Annotated in this window: 23 protein-coding genes; 9 read left to right on the forward strand and 14 right to left on the reverse strand. The window is 62.7% G+C overall.

The features are described from left to right. Positions 1-4 precede the first annotated feature (4 nt). The 3 genes from AC1RLU_RS15960 to AC1RLU_RS15970 all read left to right on the forward strand — a co-directional run bounded on the left by AC1RLU_RS15960 (position 5) and on the right by AC1RLU_RS15970 (position 3926). Positions 5-838, forward strand: coding sequence for an acid phosphatase (locus AC1RLU_RS15960; protein WP_492796676.1), 834 nt, complete (start codon positions 5-7; stop codon positions 836-838). A 126-nt stretch (positions 839-964) separates the two neighbouring features. Further along, the gene (locus AC1RLU_RS15965; RefSeq protein ID WP_492796678.1) at positions 965-1978 is read left to right on the forward strand and encodes a DUF1254 domain-containing protein; all 1014 of its coding nucleotides are present in this window, start codon (positions 965-967) and stop codon (positions 1976-1978) included. Positions 1979-2123: 145 nt separating this feature from the next. Then, positions 2124-3926, forward strand: coding sequence for a mechanosensitive ion channel family protein (locus tag AC1RLU_RS15970; protein WP_492796679.1), 1803 nt, complete (start codon positions 2124-2126; stop codon positions 3924-3926). A gap of 546 nt (positions 3927-4472) precedes the next feature. Here AC1RLU_RS15970 and AC1RLU_RS15975 read toward each other — a convergent pair. Genes AC1RLU_RS15975 through AC1RLU_RS15985 form a run of 3 tightly spaced genes read right to left on the reverse strand, consistent with a single transcriptional unit; the run spans position 4473 to position 7671 of the window. Continuing rightward, on the reverse strand, positions 4473-6293 hold the full coding sequence (locus AC1RLU_RS15975; protein ID WP_492796958.1) for a TniQ family protein: 1821 nt from the start codon (positions 6291-6293) through the stop codon (positions 4473-4475). Positions 6294-6295: 2 nt separating this feature from the next. Next, the gene (locus AC1RLU_RS15980; RefSeq protein WP_492796681.1) at positions 6296-7369 is read right to left on the reverse strand and encodes an AAA family ATPase; all 1074 of its coding nucleotides are present in this window, start codon (positions 7367-7369) and stop codon (positions 6296-6298) included. Then, complete coding sequence (locus AC1RLU_RS15985) at positions 7369-7671, reverse strand: hypothetical protein (RefSeq protein ID WP_492796683.1); 303 nt, start codon at positions 7669-7671, stop codon at positions 7369-7371. The genes AC1RLU_RS15980 and AC1RLU_RS15985 overlap by 1 nt, the downstream gene beginning before the upstream one ends. Positions 7672-7694: 23 nt before the next feature. On the opposite strand from AC1RLU_RS15985, the gene AC1RLU_RS15990 reads away from it, so the two are divergent. From AC1RLU_RS15990 to AC1RLU_RS16005, 4 genes are all read left to right on the forward strand, one after another. Continuing rightward, positions 7695-8288 (forward strand): M41 family metallopeptidase, encoded by a 594-nt coding sequence (locus AC1RLU_RS15990; protein ID WP_492796684.1) that lies wholly within the window; start codon positions 7695-7697, stop codon positions 8286-8288. A 356-nt stretch (positions 8289-8644) separates the two neighbouring features. Beyond that, a complete protein-coding gene (locus tag AC1RLU_RS15995) occupies positions 8645-8773 on the forward strand; it encodes a hypothetical protein (protein WP_492796685.1) in 129 nt (42 codons plus the stop codon). Between the two features lie 182 nt (positions 8774-8955). After that, positions 8956-9453 carry a hypothetical protein gene (locus AC1RLU_RS16000; RefSeq protein ID WP_492796686.1) on the forward strand — a complete coding sequence of 166 codons (498 nt, stop codon included), beginning with the start codon at positions 8956-8958 and terminating at the stop codon, positions 9451-9453. Between the two features lie 36 nt (positions 9454-9489). After that, positions 9490-11574, forward strand: a complete 2085-nt coding sequence (locus AC1RLU_RS16005; protein ID WP_492796688.1) for a TnsB C-terminal domain-containing protein — start codon at positions 9490-9492, stop codon at positions 11572-11574. Between the two features lie 127 nt (positions 11575-11701). On the opposite strand, the gene AC1RLU_RS16010 is transcribed toward AC1RLU_RS16005, so the two are convergent. Continuing rightward, positions 11702-12289 (reverse strand): hypothetical protein, encoded by a 588-nt coding sequence (locus AC1RLU_RS16010; RefSeq protein WP_492796690.1) that lies wholly within the window; start codon positions 12287-12289, stop codon positions 11702-11704. Positions 12290-12699: 410 nt separating this feature from the next. Here AC1RLU_RS16010 and AC1RLU_RS16015 point away from each other — a divergent pair, with 410 nt between their 5' ends. Continuing rightward, on the forward strand, positions 12700-13476 hold the full coding sequence (locus AC1RLU_RS16015; protein ID WP_492796692.1) for a hypothetical protein: 777 nt from the start codon (positions 12700-12702) through the stop codon (positions 13474-13476). Here AC1RLU_RS16015 and AC1RLU_RS16020 read toward each other — a convergent pair. The 10 genes from AC1RLU_RS16020 to AC1RLU_RS16065 form a co-directional block, all read right to left on the reverse strand. Beyond that, positions 13360-13995 (reverse strand): hypothetical protein, encoded by a 636-nt coding sequence (locus AC1RLU_RS16020; protein WP_492796694.1) that lies wholly within the window; start codon positions 13993-13995, stop codon positions 13360-13362. The two genes, AC1RLU_RS16015 and AC1RLU_RS16020, sit on opposite strands and share 117 nt — an antisense overlap. 3 nt (positions 13996-13998) lie before the next feature. Further along, positions 13999-14538, reverse strand: coding sequence for a TIR domain-containing protein (locus AC1RLU_RS16025; RefSeq protein ID WP_492796696.1), 540 nt, complete (start codon positions 14536-14538; stop codon positions 13999-14001). A 760-nt stretch (positions 14539-15298) separates the two neighbouring features. Continuing rightward, positions 15299-17161: a TniQ family protein gene (locus AC1RLU_RS16030; RefSeq protein ID WP_492796698.1), complete on the reverse strand. Its 1863-nt coding sequence runs from the start codon at positions 17159-17161 to the stop codon at positions 15299-15301. Further along, positions 17158-18267, reverse strand: coding sequence for an AAA family ATPase (locus AC1RLU_RS16035; protein WP_492796700.1), 1110 nt, complete (start codon positions 18265-18267; stop codon positions 17158-17160). The genes AC1RLU_RS16030 and AC1RLU_RS16035 overlap by 4 nt, the downstream gene beginning before the upstream one ends. Positions 18268-18269: 2 nt before the next feature. Further along, positions 18270-20435 (reverse strand): TnsB C-terminal domain-containing protein, encoded by a 2166-nt coding sequence (locus AC1RLU_RS16040; RefSeq protein WP_492796702.1) that lies wholly within the window; start codon positions 20433-20435, stop codon positions 18270-18272. Positions 20436-20447: 12 nt separating this feature from the next. Next, positions 20448-21275, reverse strand: a complete 828-nt coding sequence (locus tag AC1RLU_RS16045; RefSeq protein WP_492796704.1) for a PDDEXK family nuclease — start codon at positions 21273-21275, stop codon at positions 20448-20450. A gap of 329 nt (positions 21276-21604) precedes the next feature. Next, positions 21605-23545: an AAA family ATPase gene (locus AC1RLU_RS16050; RefSeq protein ID WP_492796705.1), complete on the reverse strand. Its 1941-nt coding sequence runs from the start codon at positions 23543-23545 to the stop codon at positions 21605-21607. 59 nt (positions 23546-23604) lie between these two features. Next, a complete protein-coding gene (locus AC1RLU_RS16055) occupies positions 23605-23949 on the reverse strand; it encodes a DUF6634 family protein (RefSeq protein WP_492796707.1) in 345 nt (114 codons plus the stop codon). Positions 23950-24059: 110 nt separating this feature from the next. Further along, positions 24060-24293 carry a hypothetical protein gene (locus AC1RLU_RS16060; protein ID WP_492796709.1) on the reverse strand — a complete coding sequence of 78 codons (234 nt, stop codon included), beginning with the start codon at positions 24291-24293 and terminating at the stop codon, positions 24060-24062. A 756-nt stretch (positions 24294-25049) separates the two neighbouring features. Then, positions 25050-25403: a helix-turn-helix domain-containing protein gene (locus AC1RLU_RS16065; RefSeq protein ID WP_492796711.1), complete on the reverse strand. Its 354-nt coding sequence runs from the start codon at positions 25401-25403 to the stop codon at positions 25050-25052. A 173-nt stretch (positions 25404-25576) separates the two neighbouring features. Here AC1RLU_RS16065 and AC1RLU_RS16070 point away from each other — a divergent pair, with 173 nt between their 5' ends. Continuing rightward, entirely contained in the window at positions 25577-25918 is a 342-nt protein-coding gene (locus AC1RLU_RS16070; protein WP_492796712.1) for an acyl-CoA dehydrogenase family protein, read from the forward strand. Positions 25919-26349: the final 431 nt, after the last annotated feature.

Consider the following 26349-nt stretch of genomic DNA (forward strand, 5'->3'; position numbering starts at 1 on the left):
GGGAATGTCGATGACCGGGACTGCGGTGCGAGCCGCACATGTTTCCCTGCTTGCACTGCTCGCGCTCTGCGGGCAGGCCCTGGCGCAGACGGGCGAAGCCCAGCCCAAAGTCACCGACCCGCATTTCAAGATCGCTCCGGGCTATCTGAAGCGGTCCGACCTGCCCAACAGCCTGGCCCTGCTCGGGCCACCGCCCGCTGCGGACTCGGCTGCGCTCGCCCGGGACGAGGAAGCGCGCAAGACGACAATTCCCTTGCGCAATACCGCGCGCTGGAAGCTCGCTATTACCGATGCCGATCTCGCCTTTCCACAGGCGGCTGACAATTTCTCCTGCGCGCTGGGCGTGAAGATCGACGACCAGCAGACCCCGCGCCTCTACGCGATGATGCAGAAGGTGTTGTCGGATTTCGGCCTCTCCACCTATGGCGTGAAGAACAGGTACAACCGGGTCCGTCCCTTCGTGGTCCACAACGAAGCGACCTGTCGGGCCGATCAGGAGGCCATTCTGCGGAGCGACGGCTCCTATCCCTCCGGCCACACGGCTGCCGGCTGGGGCTGGGCCCTCGTCCTCGCGCAGATCAATCCCGAGCGCGCGGATGCCCTCTTCAAGCGCGGCATCGAATTCGGGCAGAGCCGCGTGATCTGCAACGCCCATTGGCAGAGCGATGTCGATGCGGGGCGGATCATGGGGGCCGCGACCGTCGCGCGGCTGCAGACCGACCCGACCTTCCTCGCCGATCTCAGGGCCGCGAAAGCGGAGGTGAGGGCCGCGAAGGCGAAGCGGGTGCCCTCAGCCTCCGAATGCGCCGCGGAAGCTGCCGCGCTGTCCGCGCAGTAGCGGGCTCGGAACCGGATATTTCCAGCCGGTCAGATCACGGCCGACAATCAGCCGAGCACGGGTGCGGAGCCATTCGGCCCTGCCCGATGAGTACATCGATCAAAGACACCAATGAGGTATCGTTCAATGCGCATGACGTTGGCCTGCAGCCTGAGTTTCCTGGTTCTGGCGCCCTGCGTGGTGTCCGCACAGCCGGTTTCGGTGACCGTCGACAACTTCAAGCGAGCCGAGTCCGATTTCTATATGGCCAAAACGGTTGATGCGGGCGCTCTCGGCAAGTTCGTCCATAACCGGACGCCGACGCCGATCGACAAGCAGCCCGTGGTCCGGATGAACCGGGATACGCTCTATTCCCAGGCGGTGTTCGATCTCGACGCCGGCCCGGTGACCATCACCCTTCCCGATGCCGGCAAGCGCTTCGTCTCGATGCAGGTCATCAGCGAAGAGCACTACACCCCGATGGTGGTCTACAAGCCGGGCCCTACGACGCTCACCAAGGCCAAGGTCGGGACCCGCTACGTGTTCGTTGCGGTCCGTATCCTTGTCGATCCCAACGACACCAAGGATCTCGCGCAGGTTCACGCCCTGCAGGATGCGCTGAAGGTGCAGCAGAAGTCGGTCGGCAAGTTCGAGGCCCCGAATTGGGATCTGGCTCAGCAGAAGAAGATCCGCGACGCGCTGGAAACGCTCTCCGCTGCGTCAGGCGACTTCAGCAACGCTTTCGGCCCGAAGGGGAAGGTCGATCCGGTCAAGCACCTGCTCGGCACCGCGTCCGGCTGGGGCGGCAACCCCGACAGAGACGCAGCCTACCCCTCGGCGACCCCGGCCAAGAACGACGGCAAGACGGTCTACAAGCTCAGGCTCAAGGACGTCCCCGTCGACGCGTTCTGGTCGATCAGCGTCTACAACGACAAGGGCTTCTTCCAGAAGAACGACTACGACGCCTATTCGGTCAACAGCATCACCGGCACGAAGAGCGCCGACGGCGCGATCGACATCCAGTTCGGCGGCTGCGACGGCAAGATCGCGAACTGCCTGCCGATCACGCAAGGGTGGAATTACACGTTCCGGCTCTACCGTCCTCGCGCCGTGTTCCTGAACGGCACGTGGAAACTGCCGGTGGCGCAGCCTGTATCGTAGAAGGCCGCCGCCTGGGTCCCTGAGGTTGCAGTTCTGTCCGGCGGTAACGGGTCCCGTTCCGCCAGGCGTCTGAACGTCCTCCACGCTGGACGACCGTTTGGCGCGGACAGGTCGGTGTCGTCGACTTCCATATGAGGCTGAGATCATGACGGCCGTTTCAGGGACCGACGAAATGGAGGCTGCGTCCGCAGCGCTCCATCATTTCTCGATGCTGATCGAGAACGGTCTGGCCGCGAGGTTTTCAGGGTGGCAATCGTCCGGCGGGGCGTGGCACGATTTCATCCAGGGGCTCGAAGCCGCTGGTTATAGCCCCACGCTGCTCGCTCTCGGCATTACAACGATTTGCCTGGCTGCCGTTGCCGCCACGGCAGCGGTTGCTGGCTCGATCATCGGCAGATTGAAGGCGACGGCGCTTCTGTCGACGGCCGCCTGGCTCGCGGCCGCCTTATTGGTGATCCTCGCGTCCTGGATTGTGCTTCTCAGTCTCACCACGGACGCAATGCTCCGCCGCGCGTTGCTGAATTGCGTCGTGATCTCGGCCGTGGCGACGACGATATGCTTCCCAATGATCGCTGGCCGCAGGTCGATCTTCTGGCGTTGGCGACGCGACCTCGCGGTCGCCATTGGCATCGCGGCCGGCGGATTGGTGGTGCTTGCCTGCCTGCGCGTCTGGAATGCGGCTGATCCGCTCCGCGACCTCTTCGCGACATTCGCGGTGTCTCTACCGTTCACGGTTCTGGTCGCAGCCGCGTATGCTCGCCATCGCGTGTTGGTGAGGAGGGCTCTGTCCTTCGGTAGCAGAGCAACCTCGTTCCGTCGGAAACTGGCCGCAATCTGGCCCTGGCTCGTGGTGGCGGTCGTCATCCTCGCCTTCGTCTTCCTCCAACTGGACTTGACGATCGGAAGGCCGACGCGGGGTGGATTGTTGCTGCTCTCGCTCCTGCTCGTTCTGGCCGGACCTCATCTCGACGTCGCCATCGAAAGACGCGGCTGGCAGGCGGCTCGGTCGCAGGGAGGCGAACTGACCGGCGCGCTGTGGCGGACTTTCCGCATCGTGGTGGCCTCATCGATCCTCGCAGTACTGGCAATCCTCTGGCTCCTGCCCATTCTGGACGTCGTCGGTATTGCGCGGGGCACTGTCGTGCTGAAAGCCGCCGAGATCCTGATGCTCGTGCTGGTCATTGCCTTCTGCTGGAATTGGATTGCGATCGTCACCGCGCGCATCAAGCCTCATGCATCGGGTGACCCCCATGTCCCCACCGCCGCAATCGGCACGCGTCTGACGACCGTCGGTCCGTTGCTCATAGGCCTGACCAAGGCTGCGCTTCTGACGCTGGGGGCTCTCACCATTCTGGTCATGCTGGGCATCAATGTCTGGCCGTTGATCACCGGCCTTTCGATCTTCGGCCTGGCGATTGGTCTGGGCTCCCAGACGCTGGTGAAAGACGTGGTCGCTGGCCTGTTCTTCCTCGTCGATGACGCCTTCCGCCATGGCGAGTACATTGAGACCTCGGGGGCCAAGGGCACCGTCGAGAGAATTTCGTTGCGCTCGGTCTCCCTGAGGCATCCGCGCGGCCCGGTTGCGACAATCCCCTTCGGCCAGATCGGGAAGATTCAGAATTTCAGTCGCGAATGGGTCGTCGAGAAGATGCTCTTCCGGGTGGCTTTGGATACCGATGTCGAAGCGGTGCGAAAACTGTTCAAGAAGATCGGGCTGGAGGTCGCAGACGATCCGGAGCTAAACGCCGATCTCATCGAGCCGTTCAAGAGCCAGGGTATTGCCGCTCTCGAGGAAGGCACTCTGGTGATCCGCGGCAAATACAAGGCTCGGGCCGGGCGTCAATTCCAGATCCGCAAGGCGATTCTGTCCAAGGTGCGGACCACGCTGGCCGAGAACGACATCAAACTGGTCCCCAAGCCGCTTCACGTGCCGCAGATGGGTGGATGAGCTTGGTTTCCTGAGGTCAGCACCCACACAGGGCTCAAAATGCCTACGTCATGAAGGCCACTTCCCCACGGACAGGCCTAGGACCGGTGAAATCAACATACCCGAGAGCGGACGTTCCTAATGTCCGCTAAGGGCCAATTCGCGAAGTCCGCCCCTGGCAGATGCGAGCCTTGTGGCGAGGAGTGCCTTGCTCATGCGCACCAGGGCGCCGATCTTTAACGGCGACGAAGCTGGGGCGGCAAAGACGTGACGCCACGGGCGATTCCCACGCGGGCGATATGAGTCGATTATCATCTCGGAAGCGAGCTGGACGCCCGGCTTAGGCCGGGCGTCCAGAGGCAGATTGCTGTGAATGGAACTGAGGTTTGCCGCAAAATCGATATGCGATCATTGAAATCATTCAGGAAATTGCAAATCGTGACGACTGGGATCGCCGCAAGTGACGCAACAGCCCGCCTCAGTTTTCGAGGCCCGCTGTGAGGCTTCGGTCATGAAAAAGCCCCCGGGCGGACCCGAGGGCTGATCGTTCAAGAAATGCCGTGGTGACTAGGAGGGCAGGTCGGCCCGGCGATAGAAGTAGCCCTGTGCGACTTCGGGATCGAAGGCTGGATGGATGCCTGCCTCGTCGAGTGATCGCTTGAGTCGACGCGAGGTGACATCACGATCGGACGACAATTCAGCGAGGCTCGCGTAATCCGCCTGGAACGCTTCAAGATCCTCCGGCATGACGATGGTCTGCGGGCTGCGGTTTGTCGGGTTCCTGGCAATGCGAGACGAAAGGACCTGGCGGCCGGTCAGGGCCTCGACGGCTTTGGTGCTGGTCCGCAACCGGCGCTCGACCTCTCTGAGCGACAGCCCGCCATGGTCTTCGAGTCTCACGTTCTCACGGACCTCGGGGACATCAACGGCGACGGAGAGATAGCCGCGCCGCCCATCGAGCTTTCCGACCCACCCAAGGCGACCGTCGAGGAGCAGCCTGACGATCTCCATCGCCGAGCAGCAGGCCTGTTTCGCAGCGTCGGGAATGATGGCTTGATCGGCACCGAGCTTTGCGATGGGCACCGCCGGCTTGAGAAGGCGGTCCCTGAAGCTGTCCAGTTCGCCGCGTGCGAATGCGTGGCTGCCGACCCTTCCTTCGACGAGCGGCCGGATGAAGCCCTTCTCGAACAACATCCTGGCGTGCAGGCGCGGGGCATTCAGATAGGCGCCCGCCGCGTTCAGCGACATGGAGCCCGGCGCCTCTTCGAGCAAGGCGGCTGCGCGATCCGCCGAGAACAGGACGTGGTTGTCCGGCGACTGCATGTCGACGTCGCGGATAATCCCGGCCTCGAGCAGGAGCTTGCGCAGCCGCTTCGGATGGCGGCCCGTCTGGAGGTGTGCCGAACGGATGGAGTGCACCCGCCGAACGCTCACGGGTTTCCCGAATACCTCGTCGTCAGGTCCGAGCGGCATGGTCTCGATGGCGCAGGTCCTGATGGCGTCGCGAAGCGGATCGTAGACCGGATCGCTGTTCTCGTAGGCGAGCCACTCGTAGAGCCGACCAAAGGTGGTGCGCAGGCCCCAGTCGCGCGGCGTCGAGGAGGACCGGAGGGTGGCGAGCAGCTCAGCGGTCGCCGCCTGGCCGCCCTGGGCGATGCGAAGCCCCTCTGCGCCAGCACGCGACCAGTCCGCTTGAGACATCCGGGCCAGGCGAACCTGCGCGCCGAAGAGGGATACGGCGCCGGTCATCTCGCAGACGCGCGCCGCCGCATACCAGGGGAGGGCGTCCAGAAGGGCGACATCGACCGACGGCCCCCAAAGGCGCGCGAGAAGGTAACGTTCCAGCGTCGACTGCGGAGCTGGCTCGACCTGCTCGGCGAGGGCGCCGACGGTCTCGATCATCGGCTCGACGACCCTGACGAAGTCATATGCGTGGATGCCGGCACGATAGTCGTGCACGGGGACGAGGGGAACGCCGTGGCGGTGGCAGGACCGGATGGAGGCGAGCGACCACGACGTCCGTGCGAACGGGCGCGTGGCGACGGGACCCGGCTGGCTGGCCATGTCGTCGATGATGCAGGACGGGCAGATGTGAACCCGCTTGCGCCGCAAGGACTGCTGCCGCAGCGTCTCGCCATTGAGCAGGATGCCGTCCTTCGAGTGCTGAAGACTGTAGGGGCGCAGCGATCCTTCAGGCACTCCTCCGACGCGCTCCAATCGCGCAAGAGCCGCCTCGTGTCCCCGAATGAGTTCGGAGGCGGAGAAGCCCATGTCGAGGCAGAATGTGTTGAAGGTCGCGCAGCCGTGCAGCGCAGCGAGGCGCGAGGCGTAGCTGGTGGGAGCCTCTTCCTCGCCGGGAGGAAGCGACATGGCTAGAGCAGCGTGCATCGTCACTTCCTCCCGTTGCGGCGGCTGGGAGTGGCCGGTGAGGCAACCTCGGCTTCCGACGGCTCCACGGGAACGGAGACGCCTGTCGGCACGAACTCCCAGTCACGCACGGCAAAGATGTTGGCATCCGGCGAGCAGCCGGTTGCGGCGGCATAGACGTCGATGAAGTGCCTGACGGTGAGCGTGTGATCGCCCGCGAAAATGGCCTCCTCCGCCGCCGACCGGCAGATCTGGATCACACGCCCGAACTGGCCCTCCGCCGCACGGCAGAGGCGGGCGAGAAACTCGTCGCTCTCCAGGCCTTCGCACGGCATCTCCGCGCACTTGCTCGAGATCGCGTCGACGATATAGCGCAGTCGCTTGATGTCCCGCGGAAACGAGATGCCGTCGAAGCTCATGAAGCGGCAGCGGCGGCCGAACTGGACGTCGCGCTGAGCGAACTGCACCAGGGACGGCAACCCCGACAGAATGAGGCAGACGGGCCAGTCTGGCTGCTGCATCACGTTCTTGAAGGTGTCGGAGAGCTTCTGGATCTCATGGTCGTTCATGAGGCGCACGACGTGCTGCGCCTCGTCGATGTGCACGATCTGGACCTTCCTAAGCCGAAGCTGCTCGCGGACGCGGTTCCAGGCAACGTTCTCGCGAACGTCGCGATCGATCGGGTAACCCAGCAAGCGCAGCAGCTCGATGCCGAGCTGCTTGAGGGTGCAAGGCGACGGCGCCGTGATCGACACGATCGGCAACGACATCCCCAGCGTCAGATTCTCGGGGAGCAGTTCGCGCCGGCCTTCGATCAGGCGCCTGATCGCGTGGGTCTTGCCCGCGCCGCTCTGGCCGACCACGACGAGGGCGCGTCCCTCGGCACGGCGGCCGTTGAGCACGAGGGAGGAGGTATCGATCAGACGATCGAATTCTGCCTCGAGCTGGCCGTCGCGACCGATCTTCAGGTAGCTGCGGTGCAGCTTCTCAAGGGCGGCCACGCGACGGGCGCGGGCGGCGTCGGCAGCATGGCGCCCATGGACATCGGCAGCGTTGTCCGCAGGCGCTTCGAGGATGTGCTGAAACTGCGTGTTCATCAGTTGTCCTCCAGGTCCATGTCGCCAGCGTCGGCGATGTCGTCGTGATCCGCGTCGCTCTCCTCCAGGTGATCGTCGCCGTCCGACGAGAAGGCGTCGGCCTCGGCAACACCAAGGATGTCGTCGTTCTCGTCGGAAGCGGGGGCAGCCTGCTCCCGGATACGGAACGTCCTGAGCAGGCCTTTCTCTGCCGCATTGAATTCAGCGTCGGAGATGACGTTCGGCTTCAGCCCGGCAGTCTCATGTCGTCGCAAGCCTGCCGGAGCGTATCCGCCTCTCGGAGGCTGCTTTTCGGCGCGCATCGGTGCATGAGGCGGGACATGCCGTGGTCGGCCACCTGCTACGGGAGGAGACCGGCAGCGTTCCCACAGCGGCTCGTCTTTTCCGCGAGGTTCTGCCGGACGGGTCGGGCGGCCGGACCGACTTCGACCACGAACTCGGCGCCGACCGAACCCGGGCATTCTATCTGGCTCAGATCACCACGCTGCTGGCCGGACTGGCCGCCGAAGAGGTCGCCTTCGGCAACCGTGGCGGTGGAGGTGGTGGAGGAGACCAAAGCGACCTGCACGTTGCGACGGTCCTGGCCGCGAGCATGGAGACGTCGCTCGGCCTGGGACAGAGCCTCACCTACCGGTCGTCAAACCGCCCCGCGGAAATCATGGCGTCGGTCCGCGCCGATCCCGAGCTCCGCCGGCGCGTCGGCGCTCGCCTTGAGGGTTGTCTTCGACGCGCCCGGGACATCGTCGGCGGTCATCGCTCAGCCTTGGACTTGATAGCCAGCGCCCTGCGCGACAGCGGTCGCGTAACCACCGACGACATCGAATGCGCGCTGACGCGCTCAGCGATCCCGGCAGATCGACCGCATTCGCCGGACCTTCTCAACGCCGCATCAACCATAGGCGACGTCGAAGGGACATAAGGCGAAAATAATTCTCTTCGGGATCTCGACTGACACCGAGAATCGTGGCTCTAGGAGCGCCCCTCACGGTGTCGGTCGATATCGAAGGGATTCGTTACCCCCTTCCGGCACGCCGCGAAGGATTCGCCCACCGAGCCGATTCTTCACGAACCGGCCGCAGCCAGAGGAGGCAAGAAGATGTCGAACGCATTCGCCCAAGCCTCCCACGGCGCCCAGCACAACACGCTCCTCGTCATATCCGGCTGACGACGCCCGGACCTCGGTCCAACGCATCGAAAGCCCGCTCCGGGAGGCATTCGCCTCCTCGGGGAATTCATCCGGCGCATTCCGTGCGCCGAAACGAGGAGTGCTGTCCAATGGCTACCAAACTGAACCCGTTGCTGAAACCGATCACCGTCAACGTTGCCGCCAACGATGATGTCCGAACCCTCGCCGGTGGCCTCGCGAAGACCACCGGCGGGGGCTGGCGCATAGCGCGGATCTGAATGTTGAGCCGGGCCCTGAAAAGCCCTGGAACCCCGCGCAGCCGTCCATCGCAAGCCGCAAGCCTAGCCAGAACCAGGGATCTTTTGCCGGTAGCTTCGTCGACCCCCTGACCAATCGCATCGTCGTCTACGAGAGCAATCTCGAGCGTGGACTTGCGTACATCCTCCGCGCCAACCCGAAGGTGGCTCGCATCTGGGATCAACCGGATCGGGTTTCCTATATCGACGACTCCGGCAAGCGTCGCCACCACACGTTTGATTACCGGGTGGCGCTGCACTGCGGTCGGTTGATTGCTTACGCGGTCAAGCCGAAAGCCCGGGTCAAAACGAGCGGTATCGGCCGCACCCTGGAACTGATCCACCAGCAGGTCGGCAGCAAGTTCGCCGATGCCTACGTCCTGCGAACCGACGCGCACATCACGAAGACCCGCGTCGCCAACGCCCGGCTGATCGTCTTCTCCCAGGCCGACCGCGACGAAGACCATGTCGATCGGATCCGCCAGATCATGGCCCCGATCGCCGGCGCGGTCCGCATCGCCGATGTCGCGGTGCGGGCACGACTGGAGGGTCATGCCCTCCGGGCGATCGCCTGCCTCATCGGAGATGGCTCCCTCCGGCTCAACGAGCCCGGGCTCATCGAGCCGCGGGCCTTCATCACGGCCACGCGGGCAGCAGCCTGATCCCCCAACGACCTCCAATCACGAAAGGAACCGAACATGATGACGCCCCCTTCCATTCCTCCCATGGCCCTCGCACCGACGGATCGGATCCGCATTGACGAGAGGCCGCTTAAGCTCGTCAGCGCCAACCACCGCGGTATCGTCGTTGTCGGCGAAGACAATCTGAATCAGTCCTTCACTCACCAGGCGCTGCATGACCTGCTCTCAGCCGATCGCCTCGAGATCGACCAGGTTTTTTTCTCGCTCAGCACAGCTCGGCTGCGCCTGGATCAGGGCAACATTCAGCTTACTGACCTCGACGACGAGGAGCGCGGCTGGGTCAAGTACCGTCATGAACTCGTCAAGCGCTTCCTTCGGTATGAGGCAGCGGGCGAATTCAGCCGCTCCGACGCGTCGCTTCGTCGCGCGGCGCTGCGTATCCACGCCGAACTCACTGCTGAGGGCTTGAACGGGAAGGCGAAGCGTCTCTGCCGTCAGTCTTCCAAGAAGTCCTCCGGCAAGAAGCAGGCCGACGAGGCCACACATCACCATGCTCCCAGCCCGTTCCAGCTCAGGAATTGGCTTCTTCGCTTCGAGCAGCATGATTGCAGCGAAGAAGCCTTGATCCCTCGCTATCGGCGCTCCGGTAATACCGACCCCAAGCTACCCGAGGATGTCAGGGTTGTGCTCGCGAAGCAGGCCGAGGGCTACTGCGACAAGCGCAAGCTCACCGGCAAGAACATCTGGGAGAAGGTGAAGGAGGAAATCGACGCCCTCAACGCGATCAGGGCAAACGCCAAGTTGGACGCACTGCCCGTTCCGAGTCTGAAGGCCGTGTATCGCGCGATCCAGAAGCTCGATTCCTTCCGTGTGATGGCCGGCCGTCAGGGTGCGGAGGTCGCGCGGCGCAAGTTCGCCATCGTCCACGAGGGCATTCGCGCGGAGCGCCTGCTTGAGCGCGTCGAGATGGACGAGTGGAAGGTGACGATCATGGCGCTTGCGGTCGACATCGAGACCTGGAAGAGCATGACGCCCGCCGAACGCAAGAAGGTCCCCCGGGTCCGCTGCCATATCACGGCAGCCATCGATTGCGCCTCGCGCCACGAGCATGCGCCGTCGCGCGCCTCGTCGATCGCTGCGCTCCAGATGATCACCCAGGACAAGACGCCGTTGTCCGACGCAACCGGACTTTCGACGGCGTGGTTCATGCGCGGTCGGCCAGAGCTCCTGGTGACCGATGGTGGCTCGGCGTTCAAGGATCACATCTTCCGCCGCACGGTCGCCGACCTCAGGGTGGATCACCTGTACGCGCGCAAGGGGTTCCCCGAGGATCGCGGCACGATCGAACGCCTCTTCGACACCCTCGAGCACTATCTCTGCGCCGAATTCAGCGGCCGGACCTTTCGCAGCGTTGGCGAACGCGGCGAATACGAGTCCGAGCTCGAAGCCAGCCTTACCGTAGACCAGCTTCGCCTCGTTCTCCCGATGCTCGTCGCTCGGTATCACGAGACGGGACATGAGGGGCTCGGCGGTGAGACGCCGCTCAATGCCTGGAACCGCCTGGCAGGCGAATGCTCGGTCCGTCCCGCTCCCAGCCCGAGCCAGGCCCGGGCCATCTTCGGCCTTCGGACTGCTCGGCGCATCAGCGGGCGCGGAGTTCGCTTCCTCGGCCTGCACTACCAGTCGCGCGAGGTCCAGGAACTGCGCCGCAAGTTCAATCAGCGCCCGGTGGCCATCCGCGTCGACCCTTTGAACGTCGGCGAGATCTCGGTCAGCACTGATGCTGGCTGGGTTCCCGTCAAGTGCGTCGAGGACTTCGCCAAGGGACTGAGCGCAGCCGACTGGATTGCCGCCAACGCCCGGCTGCGCCAGCGCTTCGCTGCGGAGGCAGCGATCGCGCGTCCCGCGCTCCTGGAGGCTATCGCGGCAATTCGCGAGGTCGCTCGCAGCGCTCATCCTCGACGAGAAGGGCGCGGCGTGCCGATCGCGCCGATCCAATGCTCGATCGTCGGTGCGCCGGCGAGTTCTATCCCATCTGGATGGTGCCCTGTCTGTATCCGCTCAAGGTCGGCCAGCAGGCTGCGCAGACGTTCGGTTTCAGGGGTGAGCTGGGGCACGGGGCGCCGGTCGGCGAATGCATAGATCATGGGCGTGTTTCATCATGCGCGGCCCGGGAAATCGGGGACCGACGTTGAAGGGTTCAGAGCGGAGGAAAGAAGCGTTCCAGGCTGAGGGCAGTGGATGCCCGGCTACGGGGATCGCTGTGCCTTCAGCGAAACGGCGGCAAGGATACGCGCGTCCACGGTCCGATCGGCCGTGAGATGTCGATCACGACTGCCTTGGCGGCAGCCAGCGAAAGAATGGCTCGAACGGGGTCGCGGGTTCTCGGCAGGTAGCCTGCGCAATCGCTCAGGGGTGAGCTGCCGCCATGATCCGTCAGGTGCTCTGCGATCAGGATGCGCGCTAGCGGCGAAACCGGGTATCGGGCACTGTCGGCAATCAGGTTGGAGCCGTCGAGGTGCGGGCGGCGTCTGAGCCAGCGCTCGCTGAGAACGAGGACATTCCTGCGCTTCCAGTGCCTGCATAGGCTTCGCCTTAGTGCTGGTAATGGGCCGGAGCCATCCGGTATCGCCACGATGATGAGGGACCGTTCGGACGTGCGGGTGATGCGCACGACAGAGCCCGGCGGCGCATCAGAGGAAATCAGCGCCGCCTCCACTCGACTGTTGCGGTGAAAGTCTATGATCCTGGGATCGCCCAGCAGCCTTGCATCGAGAACGCCATGGATTTCGCCGTGAAGCTCGGAAGGATTCGCAGATTCGGTCCCATGCGAGATCGGCGAGAGTGCAACGTCCATGGCAAGACTCCACGTTCGCCCGGAAGCGTTGCCGGGCGTTGAATTGACGGATTCGCGGCGTTTGACACCGCGTCTTCAAATGTTTGAGGCGGAAGAGAACTCGGGAGGCCAAATCCCCTCCGCGCCGCGAGATCCAATCGGCGCTTTCTCCGGGTTTGTCCGGAGGCGTTCCGGAAAGAGGGTTACCGGCCGCCTAATCTCATTAGGTGGCGTCCCGAATTCGTCTGCTTTCCGGCAGGCAAGCACGATGAGAGGTAAGCTAGCCGCAACCGCTTCTTCGCGGCTTGCATGAACCGTGTCCTGCGAAAGCGGCGCAGGCGAGACATCTTTCTATTGAAATCGACACTATCCAACGCAACGAGAGGTTCCCTCTGGTGACAGACGGAAACTGCAATTGCTAGGTAAATGGGATGCTTGCCGGTGGAATCGCAGACAAAGTCGGGAACGAATACGAGCTCCGCTGGACGCTCATCGAAACAATGCGGGTGCTTCGAGGCCTAGCCGACGAGATAAGGCTTGAGCCGTTTAATGAGGATGCCAACGGATTCGAGTTTCGGATCACGACGGGCGGTGCGGACGAATGGCATCAGTGCAAGCGTCAACGAACCGCCGGCTCGTGGACCATCAAGGCGCTAGCCGATGCTGGTGTCTTGTCCGCCTTCGCAAGCAAGCTGGCTTTGAACGCTGGGTGCGTTTTTATTTCATCTGACCCTGCGCCTGCTTTTGAGAAGCTAATAGAGAAAGCGCAAGTCGCTGAGACCGTTTCGGATTTCTACGGCGAAGGCGGAATCGGGAAAGGTGACGCGGCCGCACTCAACGATCTGAATGCTGTCTGGTCGATAGATACTGAAACGCAATTTGCATGGCTTAAGCGGTGTCGGGTCGAAGTCACATCGGACGCCTCGTTGCTGAGGCGGTTGGAAGAAGTCTGCGGTCTGCTTTTCAAGTCACCATCGAGCGTCGCGATTGATCGTCTAGCGCGGTTTCTGACAGCCAATCTCGCGCAGCGCCTTACGACGGCCCGACTCATGGAGGCGATCGGTGACCTGAGCATCGAGTGGCGAGCATATTTAGACGAGACGCTCGACTCCAAATTCGGAATCGCAACTGACGAGTATGCGTTCGCCGTCATCATCGCGTTTGGAGTGGCTCAAGAAGACCTGCACCTTTTTCAGGTAGCGCAGTAGTTCGTCGTCTTCGTCAGCCGGGTGCCGCAGCCGCTCAAGGTAGGTTCGCAACATGCGCGCGAATTGATAAGCCAGCGACGAGATCAGTCGGCGGGTACGGGGCTTTTCCTCCATCTCCCCCCACTTGTCCCAGCGGATCGCTTGCTCGGCCATGCCCAGCCGCGTGAATTCACCATCCATCGCAACAGGAAAGACGCGGGTACCTAACCCATTGGCATTAGCCTGCGCGGCCGCTTCACGAAACCAAGCTTTGTATGCCTCATCGCCAGCGAACGCCTTGTCGAATAGCACCACGATCGCAGCGGTTTCGCCATCCCGGTGGTCTATTGGCAAAGGCGCAACCGCACCCGCTGGCGGGGTAGATCGATAAATGACACTCAGACCCGTTCCACCGGCCACGTTCTCAAACAGTTGGCGACGAAAGTGGTCGTAAAGTGCCTCCGCGACCGTACGACCTGCTTGGTAGGCCGGATGCCAGACAATGTAAACAATGAGAAAAGGTCGAGTAGGAAGAGACACAGGTCAACCGTTACGAAGCTTGCGGTCGCGCGAGTTAATGATCAACCGTTTCTCTTTCGAATTTGCTTGCTCGATATACTGCTGGCAGGCTTGAGAGCTGGCGGTTAAGTCTGCCCAGGGAACCCAGAGCGCATAACCAGATTGGATATTGTCGTGCAGGCGACCTGGCACGATGACGGTATTTTGCGGGGTCACTGGCGCTGTAGGTAGCCGAACGCCAATGAGGCCATGACTTGCGTCGAGCGTCGCCTTGATCTCCCAGTCAACGTACTTTCGCTCGTGGGTCGCCTTGCCCACCAGTACGATCGTGCACGAACTGCCCTGAATATAGTTTTCGCGAATGCGCCGCATGACATATTCGACATTTTCGCTGTCAATCTCGCGCTCCAGCGAATTGTCATATATCACCTCGTGCGTGTCATGGAACGTTCTAGAGAACGCGTCATAATACGCCTGATCGCCACCATGATGGTAACTAACGAAGATTTTGCGCTTTACTGCGGGCTTGATCCCAAGCCGAGCGATTAATAATGGATCGATCATGCTTCCCCCGACGCATCGATGATCGAACAACTCTTATGATCGATCTCTATGAATAAATTGCCTCGGCTCGCGTAGGGTCATTGCCATTCGCCAACCGTCTAACCCGAATCACCTAGACGATATCTCAATCCGTAGCGAAATTTGCCTGCGCTTGCATGAGTTCCTGCAACGCTAGCGTTGCCGGGACTCAAGGTATGCTCCATGGCGCATATGGGTAGGCTCGGCATCGGAGCGAGGGCCTGCTTGCCATGCAATTCATATCTTGAACCCACCTGACGAGATTACATTGGCCTTGCACGTTTCCCGGCGACTAGTCTGGGTCATACCTAGAGATTGAAAGCCCGGCCGAAGCCGGGCTTTGTTGTGTGACTCAGTTTGGGCCACTTCTCGCACTCAATGCGACTGCGGCAGGCTGATGCGTCAATTGCGGTGCGCAGATGCGTCAATAAGGCGAACTATGGTTCCACTCACACCGGGGCATCGAGGCGCACTTTGGGTGAATCCGGCCATCCTTTGGGTGGCGCCACATCAACTGTAGCGGTACCCAAAGGATGCCGCGCCGACCTTCATAAGTCATTGAAAATACACATTAATATTTTCAGGTGTGCCGCATAATGCTCCGATTGCGAGCTGAAGTTTGCCTCAGCTTTGTCTCCGAAAGAGCGCCGCGCGCTGAGGCAAACTTCAGGGGGCAACGAAAAACCCCCGGCTGAAGCCGAGGGTTCAAGAGTCTGAAAAAATTGAGTTTTGAGGCGATCGCCTATCCGCTGACTCGCGCAACACTGTCGGCCACGACATGCCTTTCATAGAATGTCGCATGCACCGAGGCCGGGTCGAAAGCGGGCTTGATCTCATCTGCGCTGAATCGGTCCGCCAACTTCCGGAAGTAGATGCCCTGTTCCTTGGCGAGCGTATGAAGCGTCACAAAGCGCTTCATGAACCGCCCCAGGTCCTCGTCGAAAACGACCCGCTGTTTGAGACGGGTCACTGGATTGACCACGGTGGCCGCCGGGAGGTGACCATGTTCGATCAGCGCGGAGACGACGCGGGTCGAGGATCCCATCCGCTTCTCGACCTCGCGGAGCGAAACGCTGTCTGCCCTTAATTCGTAGAGATGGCCCTTCACCTCTTCGGGATCAACCATCACCGATAGATACCCCGGGACGTCGGGATGAAGCCGAACCCGCGTGAGTTTGCGGTCGAGGATGAGCTCAACGACTTTCACGGCGGAGCAGGTAGCCCTCTGTGCTGCCGCGGAGATCGGGTGGAAGCCGCTCTCCCCAGGTTCCAACGGGATCGCACCGGCCCGAAGGCGATGGAGGAAAGCGTCGAGGTCGCGTTTGGCGAAGGCGTGATCCTTCAGGATCTCGGTACCGCCCATCACGAAGGGCTGGATGTGGCCTGCCTCGAAAAGATGCCGCTCCTGCGGGCGAGGAATGTTCAGATATTCCTGGGCGTCCTTCAGTGACATGGCCTCCGCCACGCGATCGAGAAACGCCCGAGCATCACCGACATCGAACACGATGCGGTCGTCCGTGAGGCCAAGTGCTTCAGCCCGAACGATCCCGGCAGCGTGCAGTAGCTTGCGCAGTCGCTTGGGGTGAGCCCCGGTCTCCAAGGAGGCCGACCGCAGGGAGTGAAGTCGACGGACGGTCACGTCCTGGCCGAAAATTTCGTCCCCGGGGCCGACGGGCAATGTTTCGATAAAGTGCCGCCGGACGATCTCCCGAAGCGGATCGTATGCCGCGTCCTCGACCTCGTGCGCGAGCCATTCGTAGAGACGACCGTACAACGAGCGCGGGCCCCAGTCAGCGAGGCGAGACGGCGTGGCTTCCTGGAGACGGAGCAGCAAGGATCGGATAGCGGGCTCGCCAGCCTGGGCGATTTCGTATCCGCTCGCTCCGGCCTCATGCCAGTCAGCGTCGGAGAGCGCATCGGCGGTAAAGCGGATACCACGAAGGGCGACGGCCCCGAGCATCTCGCAAGCCTTCGCAGCCGCATAGAAGGGCAGGGTGCTCAGCCAGGGTGCGTCCTGGTCTGCCGCGCTTGCCATGCGCTTGGCTAGATAATCCTCCAGCGGCGAATATCGGCGCTGCGACGCTTCGCGAACATGGCGGTCGAGGGACGACAAGCAAGGCTGCATCAGCATGGCGAAGTCGTGCACGCGCTGCGGGTGCTCATCATCCGAAACCGACACCAATCCGACGGCGTGCTCCCGGCAGGTGCGGATCGAGTCGACCAACCAATGGAACCTACCGAAGGGCCGGGTCTTATCCGGCCCGCGCCCGGTTTCGATATCCTGCGCAAGGCAATGCGGGCAAACCCGCAGCGTCTTCCGGCTCAGGGTATCCCTCGTCAGGATCTGATCGCCGATCGTGTAGCGGCGTTCGCGTACCTTGACGGGCGCGGTCGATGCCAGCCGACCGGCATCCGCGCGGCAGCGGTATGCCAGCGCCGCGAGGGTAGAGGATTTGCCGTCCACGACATCCTGGAAGGCGAATCCTGCGTCCTTGCAGAAATCGCGACCGGTGCGGCCAACCAGCAGCGCGTTGCGGGAGCAAAGGCTCGCGGGCGTTTCGTCAGGGCCGTGCGCGACTGTCATCTGCATCGGAAGCTGGGTCATTTGTTCCTCCTGTCGCGCGGGGCCTTGATCTTTTTCCTCTTCTCGTCGTCCGCGGCCGCGTCTGTGGGGTCCGCACGCTGGAGGCCTTCGCGCGGATCGATGGCGTGCCAGTTGTGGGTGGCCGTGAAGATATTGCGATGGGGAACGCAGCCGGTGCGCGCCGCGAACGCAGCCGCGAAGTGCTCCCGCGTGAGCGCCGGAGACTCCATCAGAAGAGCGTGCCGGGCTGCATCCTGGACGAGTTCGATCACGATGCCGAACCTGAAGATCGCGGCGTGGAGCAAGCGCGCGATAAATTCGTCGGTCGGGAGATCGCCGACCTCGAGACCGGCCTTGTCCGCGCCATAGACGGAGATCAGGCGGCGCACGAGCCCTACATCCCGTTCAAGGGTAAGGTCCTCGAAGACGACGTGACGAGTGCGACGCCAAACCTGCTCGTCGCCGGACAGCATCGTCGCGATACCGGGAAGGCCAGAAAGGATCAGCCAGACGGGCCACTGCCTATTCTGCATCATCCCCTTCAGGGTGTCCTGCACCTTCGCGATCTCGAGAGCGTTCCTCGACTGAAGTACATGCTGAAGCTCGTCGATATGAAGGAAATGAACACCTCGCAATTCAAGTTGGTGGTGCACCAGATCCCAGACAACGTTCTCCTTGAGCTCTCGGCTGGTCTCGTATCCGAGAGCCGCCAGCACGCTCATGCCCAGAAGGCGAAGCGTGCAGGGCGAGGGGGCGGTCACCGAAACCAGCATGCAGTTGCCGTTCTGGTCGCCGTAACCGGCGAACTCGTCCCGCTTTAGGAAGTGGCGGTCCAGCGTCCTCGACTTGCCGGTGCCCGGGCCTCCGACGACAGTGAGAGCGCGGCCTTCCCGAAGGCGCCCGACGCGGCGATTTGCGTCGCCCTCTAGAGCTTCTCGGGAGAGGAGAAAGGCGTCGACCAGGTTGTCGAGCTCGGCCTCGAGCAGCCGGTCGCGCGGCGTCGTGAAATAGGCGGAGAGGACATTCTTCATGACGTCCCCGCCCTTGGCGCGCCGCTCCGACTGGAGGCGGCGCATGCGAGTTACGGCGTCCTCTTGATGGATAGTGTCCGTTACGGTGCCTTCCATGCTTAGTCCTCCACGCCGTAGTCGTCTTCGTCGGAGGACACCTCCGTCTGGTTGTCTTCGAGCTCGACGCGGACATTGGGGTCGACCTCGGTGTTGACCGTCTCGGCCTCCGCAGCCTCTTCCGCCGCGTCATCGAGAATTTCCGGGCCATCCTGCGGCCCGCGCGCGAAGCCGAAGCCTTCGAAGCGGCTCTCGAGCTTGCCGAACTGGTCCGAGGTCAGGATCGGCGACGCGATGCCCGCGCGCTTGGTGGCGGCATCCGACATCTCCTGGATGTCGCTCAGCGCCTTATGGACGATGGGCTCGGACACCTTCGCCATGTCGGCGTTGGTACGGCGCAGGACGCGCTCCGCCTCGAGCCAACGCGTCATGGAGACGCCGTCGAAGCCCGAGCGCTGGCAGGGGACGGTGAGCCAGCCTTCCTTGCTGCGAACGGAGACGTGACCGAGGTCCGCAGCGTTCAACCGAACCAGAACCGGTTTCAGACCGACCTGACGGCGCAGGCGCTGAAGCTCCAAGCTCTGATAGCGCAGCCCGAGCATGCGCACACCCTCGTTGCCGATCCGGCGTTCGATCGTCGTTCCGAAGATGTGGCGATTGACGTCGGCATCCGGCGGCGGAAGGAGGGAATACATATTCGAGAGGCGCAGCCACTCATTCCGCGGCGTGCTACCGCCGAGGCCGCTGTGGGGCGTGTTGTGATAGACGTCGACGATCCACCTCACGATCATCCGACCGATCTCAGCGATGTCCAGCACCGCGCGGGCCTCGGCGTCGTAGTCGCCCTTCGCCACCACGTTCTCGAAGGTCTGGCCGTCGATGCGCGAAAAGAGGCCCTTGTTCAGGGTGCGAAAGAAGCGCTCGTTGCGACCGCGCATCTGAGGCGTGCCCGCGGGCGGGAAGAACAATTCGGCTCCGAGATCCGTGACCGCCGCGTTGTATTCGTGGCTGAGGAACTCCGAGCCGGAATCCTGGCTCGCCGTTTCAAGGTTTGCGTGCATGTCCCAGGGCGACAGGCATCCGGCCGCGGCTGCGTAGGCGGATTTGTCATTTACGGCCATCTCGAGGGTGGCGACGGCCGAGGCTGCCGAAAGGGACTCCACGAGCAGGGCCGCGACACAGCAACGCGTGGCGGCATCGATGGCGACGGAGAGCCAGTAACGGCCCCGACCGATGTCGATCTTCTGCTCCGCCGTGAGAGTTTCCCAGATGCCTGCATCCACCAAGATCGCCTGGAGCGGAATCCTATTGCCGTCCAATTCGAGACGTTCGAAGGGGCGCGTTACCTCCAGGCCGCCGCGGACGATGTAGAACTTCTTGCGGGCAGCCTCGGGAGACGTGCGGCCAGCTTCGACGAACCAGGGATCAAGCTGGTTGATGACGTGCTCGAAGGCTTTGCGGCTAGGCTTCGTCAGCGGGCGCATTCCGCGCTTCAAACGGCGCACGTTCAGCTTGCCCAGGAAGACATGCAGATCCTGAAGCAAGCCCGCCTTGGAAGGCTTGCGGCTGCTGGCATAGCGCTTCGCGAATTTCTGCATCGCGCGGCGCTCAACACTGCTGAAGCGGGCCGAGATGCGGTCGCCGCAACGATGGTAGCCGTCGACGAGGGCCATTGCGTTGAACCCGCCCGCCTCGTAGCGGCGCAGCCAACGGCGCAGGGTCCTGGGGCTCGGCGGGCGCTTGACGGTGACGTCCGCGCTGCCGCAACGACCTGCGGCAAAGCGAGCGGCGAGGAGCTCGGTGACGATCTTCGTGATCGCTGCCTTCATCGACTCGTCGGAACGAGACGCCGTGCGCTCCGCCTCCATGCGGATGAACTGGTCGCAAATCGACTTCTGCCACAGCACCTTGATCTGATCGTCGGTGCTGAGGTCGGTGATGCGCGTCCCGGCTTCAGGCAACCGAATCTTGGCCTGCGTCGCGAGGTAGAAGCCGCGGCTGATGCTCAGGCGGCCTTCCATGCGCATGGCCTCGAATTCCTCATGGGTGAAGGATTCGCAGAGGGTCGGATTGTCGACACGACGCAGGACGTGACCGGACTCGTCGTCCGAAACCGGCGTGTAATCGACCTGACGGTCGATCGTAATCTTGTCGTGCGCTGCCAGGCGCCAGTGCCGAGCGGCACCGGACTGCTGGTCGAGGTTGAGGGAACTGAGGGCGTTCTTCATGATGATCCTCCTTCAGCGGTTGGTTGCTGCCCGGCGACGAACGCGCACGAGGCTGCTGATTGAAATCGGGCCCTTGCTGACGTGTTCGAGAACGCCATCGGCAATCAGGCAGAGCACGGCCATGAAGCCGCGCCCGAAGTTGCGAGAGTTGGCGAGGATGGCGGTGATGGCCGCCGATCCGCGCATGGTGTTCGTCACCGCCAGGATTTCGGCGATGTCAGACTCGTTGCGACCGCGCAGCGCCCGATGGAGAAGACGGGCGTTGGCTGCGCGATCCCGGGTGATGTGATCGCCGGTGCGCACCACGAACCGATCCGCGAAACCGGATTGCTGCTCGCGGATCAGCTCCAGGGTCTTCTCGAGTCCGCTGGGCCCGACGCGATGCGCGGGCTTTACCGCGATCGCCGTGCTGGTTCCGTCCTCGTGATCCGCGACGAAATCGAAGGTGTGGTTGTGGACCACGCCATCCTCGTCGACGTATTCGACCGGCCCCACCTGATCACGGACCCCGACAACGGTCGGAAGGTTCGGAAGGATGTAGGCTACGTCGCGCTCGAGAGTGCTTTCGAACACGATCTCGCGGTTGGTCCGAGGATTGACGATCGACCCGCGGAACGAGCCTTTGGACCTCTTGGCGGGGCGGCGGCTTGCGACCGACGCCGACGGGGCGGACCAGACGCGTTCCGTGCGAGACTGCGACGTCGGCTCTTTCCCGGGGCAGCGCCGATCGGCTCCGGCTACGCCACCGTTGGAGTTGCCGGTAGGCATCGGAGCCTGCGGCCCCGACTTCTGCATCGGCGGGATCGGGTAGTGGATCTTGGACTTCTTGGGCTTGTTCATGACGCGCGACTCCTCGTTTCGGCGCGCAAGACGCGCCGGAGATTTTCCCCGTTGGAGGCGAGAGCCTTCCCCGGGACGGGCTGGCGATGCGGACGTCGTCCGCGGGCGTCAGGCCGATATGAGGAGCGCCGTTACGTGGCGGAGCCGGCCAAGATCGGAGGCGTAAGCGAATGCGTCGAACATTGTGAGCCTCCTCTGGCTGGGGCCGTCCCGGAGGGACTGGCCGGTTGATCGAATCCTTGGGTTACCCCGTGGATTGAGACCTTCGCGAGCCGAGCCGGTCGCGAGGGACCGGGGGCGTACAAGACCCATCTGCGCCGTGCAAGATCTCATCTCCGAAACTCCCGGCTAGCCGCAGGCGGTTCAGCAGACGAAGATAACGGCAGGTTGATTTTGATCGAACAATTCGCCCGATTGGGCTTTGCCGATTGGGATTCGACGGTTGCCGCAATGAATTCCAAGTCGACGCGGCCGACGTCTCGCAGCTCTTTGGCTATCCGCTCCAACGCCGACCGATGATCGGTCAGTATCTGCCAGGCGCGATGGAAGGAGGTCTCGAGGTAGCCATCGACGCGGCGGCGAAGCTTCCGGTCCGCGCGAACCAACCCCATGATCTCGGCGGGGCGTGCGGATGATCGATATGTGAAGCTGTCACCCAGGCCGAGCGACGCCTCCATGCTCGCCGCCAAGACAGTGGCCGCATGAAGATCGCTCTGTTCGGCGCCACCCCCGCCGCCGCCGTGCTCACCGAGCGCGACCTGTTCTGCGGCGATCCCGCCGAGCAACGTCGCCATTTGAGCGAGATAGTACGCTCGGGTTCGTTCGGCGCCGAGGGCGTGTTCGAAATCGGTCCGGCCGCCGGATCCATCCGGCAGCAACTCGCGAAAGAGGCGGACCTCCTTGGGAACGCTCCCGCATTCATTCCTGAGGAGATAGCCGACAAGGGCATGCCCGGCTTCGTGCACCGATGCGCGGATATACGTGGCATCAGAGAGACGGATGCGATCCGGCAGGCTTGCGACGACGTCCTCCAGGAGGATGTCACGTCGTGCCGTTCGCGCCGCTCTCCTGGCATCGCGAGCGAGTTGCTCGATCGCCGCCCCGGTCGCCCCTTCGAGCCGTTCCGCAATGTGAAGGAGTGCACACTGTGGAAGCACCTCACCGAGATGGTGACGGAGAATGCCCACACGCGCCGTGGCGTCCGGCAACGGGATGCGAATGTGCTTGTCCAGTCGACCGGGTCGAAGGAGTGCCAGGTCGATCTTGTGTGGCAGATTGGTCGCTCCAATGACGACCACGCCTTCGCGCGAGTTATCACCGTCCAGGCACTCCAAAAGTCCGTTCACGACCTCACGGCAATACTGTTCGTTCTGCCCCGAGAGTTGTTGGCGATCTCCGAACGCGTCGAACTCGTCCAAAAAGAGGATACAGGGCGCATTGCGCTTCGCCTCGGCGAACGCGGCCCTCATCGCCCTGAGCAAGTCGCCGAGGCTGCCCTTCGCCTGCCACTGGGCTCGCGAGTGGATGAAGATCGGGACGCCGCAGAGTCGCGCCAAGGCTCGCGCAAATAACGTCTTGCCCACGCCCGGGGGGCCGCTCAGGATGATGCCTCGGTCGATGTCGGCCCAGGTGACCCTTCCCGCTCGGTAATCAGCGATGTCGATCGCAAGGGCATGTCCCCATGTGGCCGCTTCCCCATACCCGTGGAGGTCGGACAGGGACGGATCCGGTTGTGATTTCCCTGGAGCAGGCTCGGAGGTGGAAGCGGTAGCGTTGAACCGCCGCAAGCGCGTCAGGGCCCATTCCTGGTTGCGACCCTTCTTGATCGCCGCGCCAATCAGGTGCAGTGGCGTTCCGATGGCCGGAGCCAGTTCTGTGTCGGGCGGGATGCATCCCAGAACGGCCGCGAAGGCGCCTCGCAAGGCCGGAACATCGACAGGATCGACCTCGACGACGGCATCGGCGAAAGTTCGAAACGCGTGCGGGAAATCGTTCGGATCGGACGCTATGCCTATGATCCTGTCTGCTTTGGGCAGGACTTCCTTGAAAACGTCCCCCTGTTCTCGGAAACCACGCCCGGGAGAGCCCCCGGTGAAGTGTATCACTTCAAAACCGCCGCCGAAGACATTGGCGCGCGACTTGAGCATTGAAGTCGCGGCGGCGACATAGTTGTCGACATCGCCTTCGGGAACGAGCAGCCCGATAATCCCGGGATGACCGAGCAGCATGTGGAGCAGGGTTGCCCGACGCAATGCTCTGGTGATCAGCATCTGAGCGAGAATCTGGCTGGCGTCTCTCGAGCGGCGATCGATTGTTCGGCTGTTCGACCTCATTGGAAATTCCACCGATCGGAGAGGTGATGTCGGCTTCCAAGCGCGTAGAGTCGATTGAGCGTGCGGGCGTATCCAAGCGAAGGAGCAATGAACCAGAGATCCGATGTGCAGACCGGACGGCCATTCGGGATTGTGGGGTGGTCAGTGACGACTCCGGCGAGGGCGATCGTGCGGCGTTCCGCTATGCACCAGCTATCGATCGTCGGGGCCTTCGATAGGTCGGCCTGCCCGGGATGGTGTCCGGCCTGAATTTGCTCGAGGTCGTTCAAGAGGCGCCGCAGTCGGTCGACCTCAGCACCAAGGCCGGGAACCGGACGAGGGTCTGAAAACGGGTAGTGCATGGGCATGTTCCATCGTGCGCGGCCCCGGGGCGGAGCCGACGGTGAAAAAATCGAAAGGAGAAGGAGAGGGGGCGCGGCGAACGCCTAAGGCGGGCCGCCGCGGAAGGGCGTCAGCCTGTTGGGAGGTGCACGCGCGTCCGCGCCGTGATCGGGCGGCTGATGTCGATCGCGATCGTCTTGGCCGCGGCCAGCGCAAGGACCGCCTGAACGGGATCACGTGCTGCGTGTATGTACGCGGCACAATCGCCGAGCTCCGAACTCCCGCCGGATTCTGACAGGTGGTTTGATATGAGAACGCGGGCCAGGGGCGAGACCGGACATCCGGCGCTTTCGGCGATCAGCATCGCGCCATCGACATAAGGGCGCCGCCGGAGGTATCGTTCTGGGATGATTAGTCGGTTTTTCATATCTCGGCGGTTGTAAGAGCGGCGGCGAGACATCGTCGCGTCAGTGGTCCCGTCGGGGATTGCAACGATGACGAGAATCCGATGGGCTGTCTTGACGGTTCGACTTGTCGAGCCCGGCGGCGCGCCAGCGCAGGAGAGGATTGAATCCTCTGAAGCGCTTCGATGGAAATCGACGACCCTGGGATCCGCGATCAGTCGGGCATCGAGGATATCATCCAGGCAATGTTGCCGTCGGATAGTATCAAGAGGCGTTGGGGGATCGGTTATTCTCGATAGCATAACGTTCATGGCAAAGCTCCGCCGTCGTCCGAAATGCCTTTCGGACGCTGGTTTCAAGAACCCGCGAATCCCATCGCGGACAGTTGGAATGGTTGCAGCGGAGGAGGGGCATGATGCCGGGTGATCAAGCGCCCTCGAGGCCGCAAGAGCTCAATGCCGGTTTCGACCTTTATGGTCGAATCCTTCCCAGAGATATGGTTACCGGCCGACTAGTCGCGGCAGCAAGGGCAATGCTTGATTGGGACCAGACAACCCTCGCGGAACGGGCCGGGATAAGAAGGCATACCTTGGCCGATCTAGAAAAAGATGGACGGCGGCCGCAGGCCCGGGTTCGCGATGCAGTCCTCGGCGCACTTGAAGCTGAAGGCGTATGCTTCGTTGAAATGACCGGTGCCCCAGGGGTCGTTTTGGACCTCAGTTCGAAGCAGCCATGACGGCATTGCGCGGTGAAGCGCGAACTGGACTGGCTTTCTCGTTGGCGCGTGTATCGCGTAGAGACACCCCGATTTGGCGCTTATAGACCTTTGAGAAGTGGCTGAAGTTCGAGAAGCCCGACGCAATCGCGATTTCGCCGAGCGGCAGGGACGTCTGTCGAATGAATATCTTTGCGCGATCGATCCTCAGCTTCACAATGTACTGGTGGATGGTCATGTGGAGATGCGTCGCGATCCGGACGAAGCTGGGACGGTGTTCCGCACGGCCATGAAGGTGCTGGATCGCGGTCGTCTGCACACCCGGCCATCTGCGTGGCCATGACCGACGCCTCATCGACGACAGCCTGCGCTACGACGTCGGCCAGAAGCAGTTCGGTTAGCCGATCGCCGAGTTCCAGGTCGTTCAGACGATGCTCGCCGGCAGCCGGACCTAAGTCTATGGCGCCCGCTGCATGGTCCTCGAGACCGCCCGTAGCAAAGACCGCGGCGAGGACGGTTCAACGTGAGATGGTCGGCCGGGTGGCCGATCGTGCCGTCCAAATCCACGGTGGAGCCGATTACATGGCCGAATACGCTGTCGAGCGCTTCTATCGCGACGCCCGCCTGTTCTGGATCTACGAGGGCACCTCGCAGACCCAGCAGATCGTGATCGCTCGGAACATGATCAAGGAACTCACCTCAGGCCAGGGCGCTGCACGCCTGCGACGATTCAGCTATTCTTGGCGGCGGCTGAATTTCGTCACCCGGGCATTGAAGTCCGGGTATGCGAGGCGACTTTCCATAACCACCTGCGGCTCGATCCAGAAGCGAAAGCCTTCTCTGAAAGGTCCGAGGTTGGGATCGCACTGATCGACCAATAGGTGGGAGCGCTCGAACCAGTCATCTCCTATGTCGTCGATGTCCAGAAGCGCCTCGAAGGCGAGGACGACTTCAATTGATGCATATCCTCGGTTCTGCTCCGGGAAGGCGGACCATTCCTCCAATGCCTTGCTCGTTCTGGAGCTGAGCGTTTCCGCGTCCTCCGCCCACGGGTCATCTAGCCGATATGGAGAGGCCAGGTTGACGAGTTCCGACCAGTCCCAGGACTGTCCGTCATCTGAAAGGTACGCGTAGTGCCGCCTAACCTCGAACCGCAGCCCGTCGTGCTGAAAGCCCAGGTATTTCATCACTCGCCAGCGGCCGTAAGCAAATCCGCGGTTTTCTGTGGCCTCGTCACGGTAGGGGTAGCGAGTATCGGTAACATCGCGGACAAGGTAGTCCATGCCGGGGTGCAGGAGGCG

This window comes from Allobosea sp. GW822-FHT05A11, assembly GCF_058800455.1.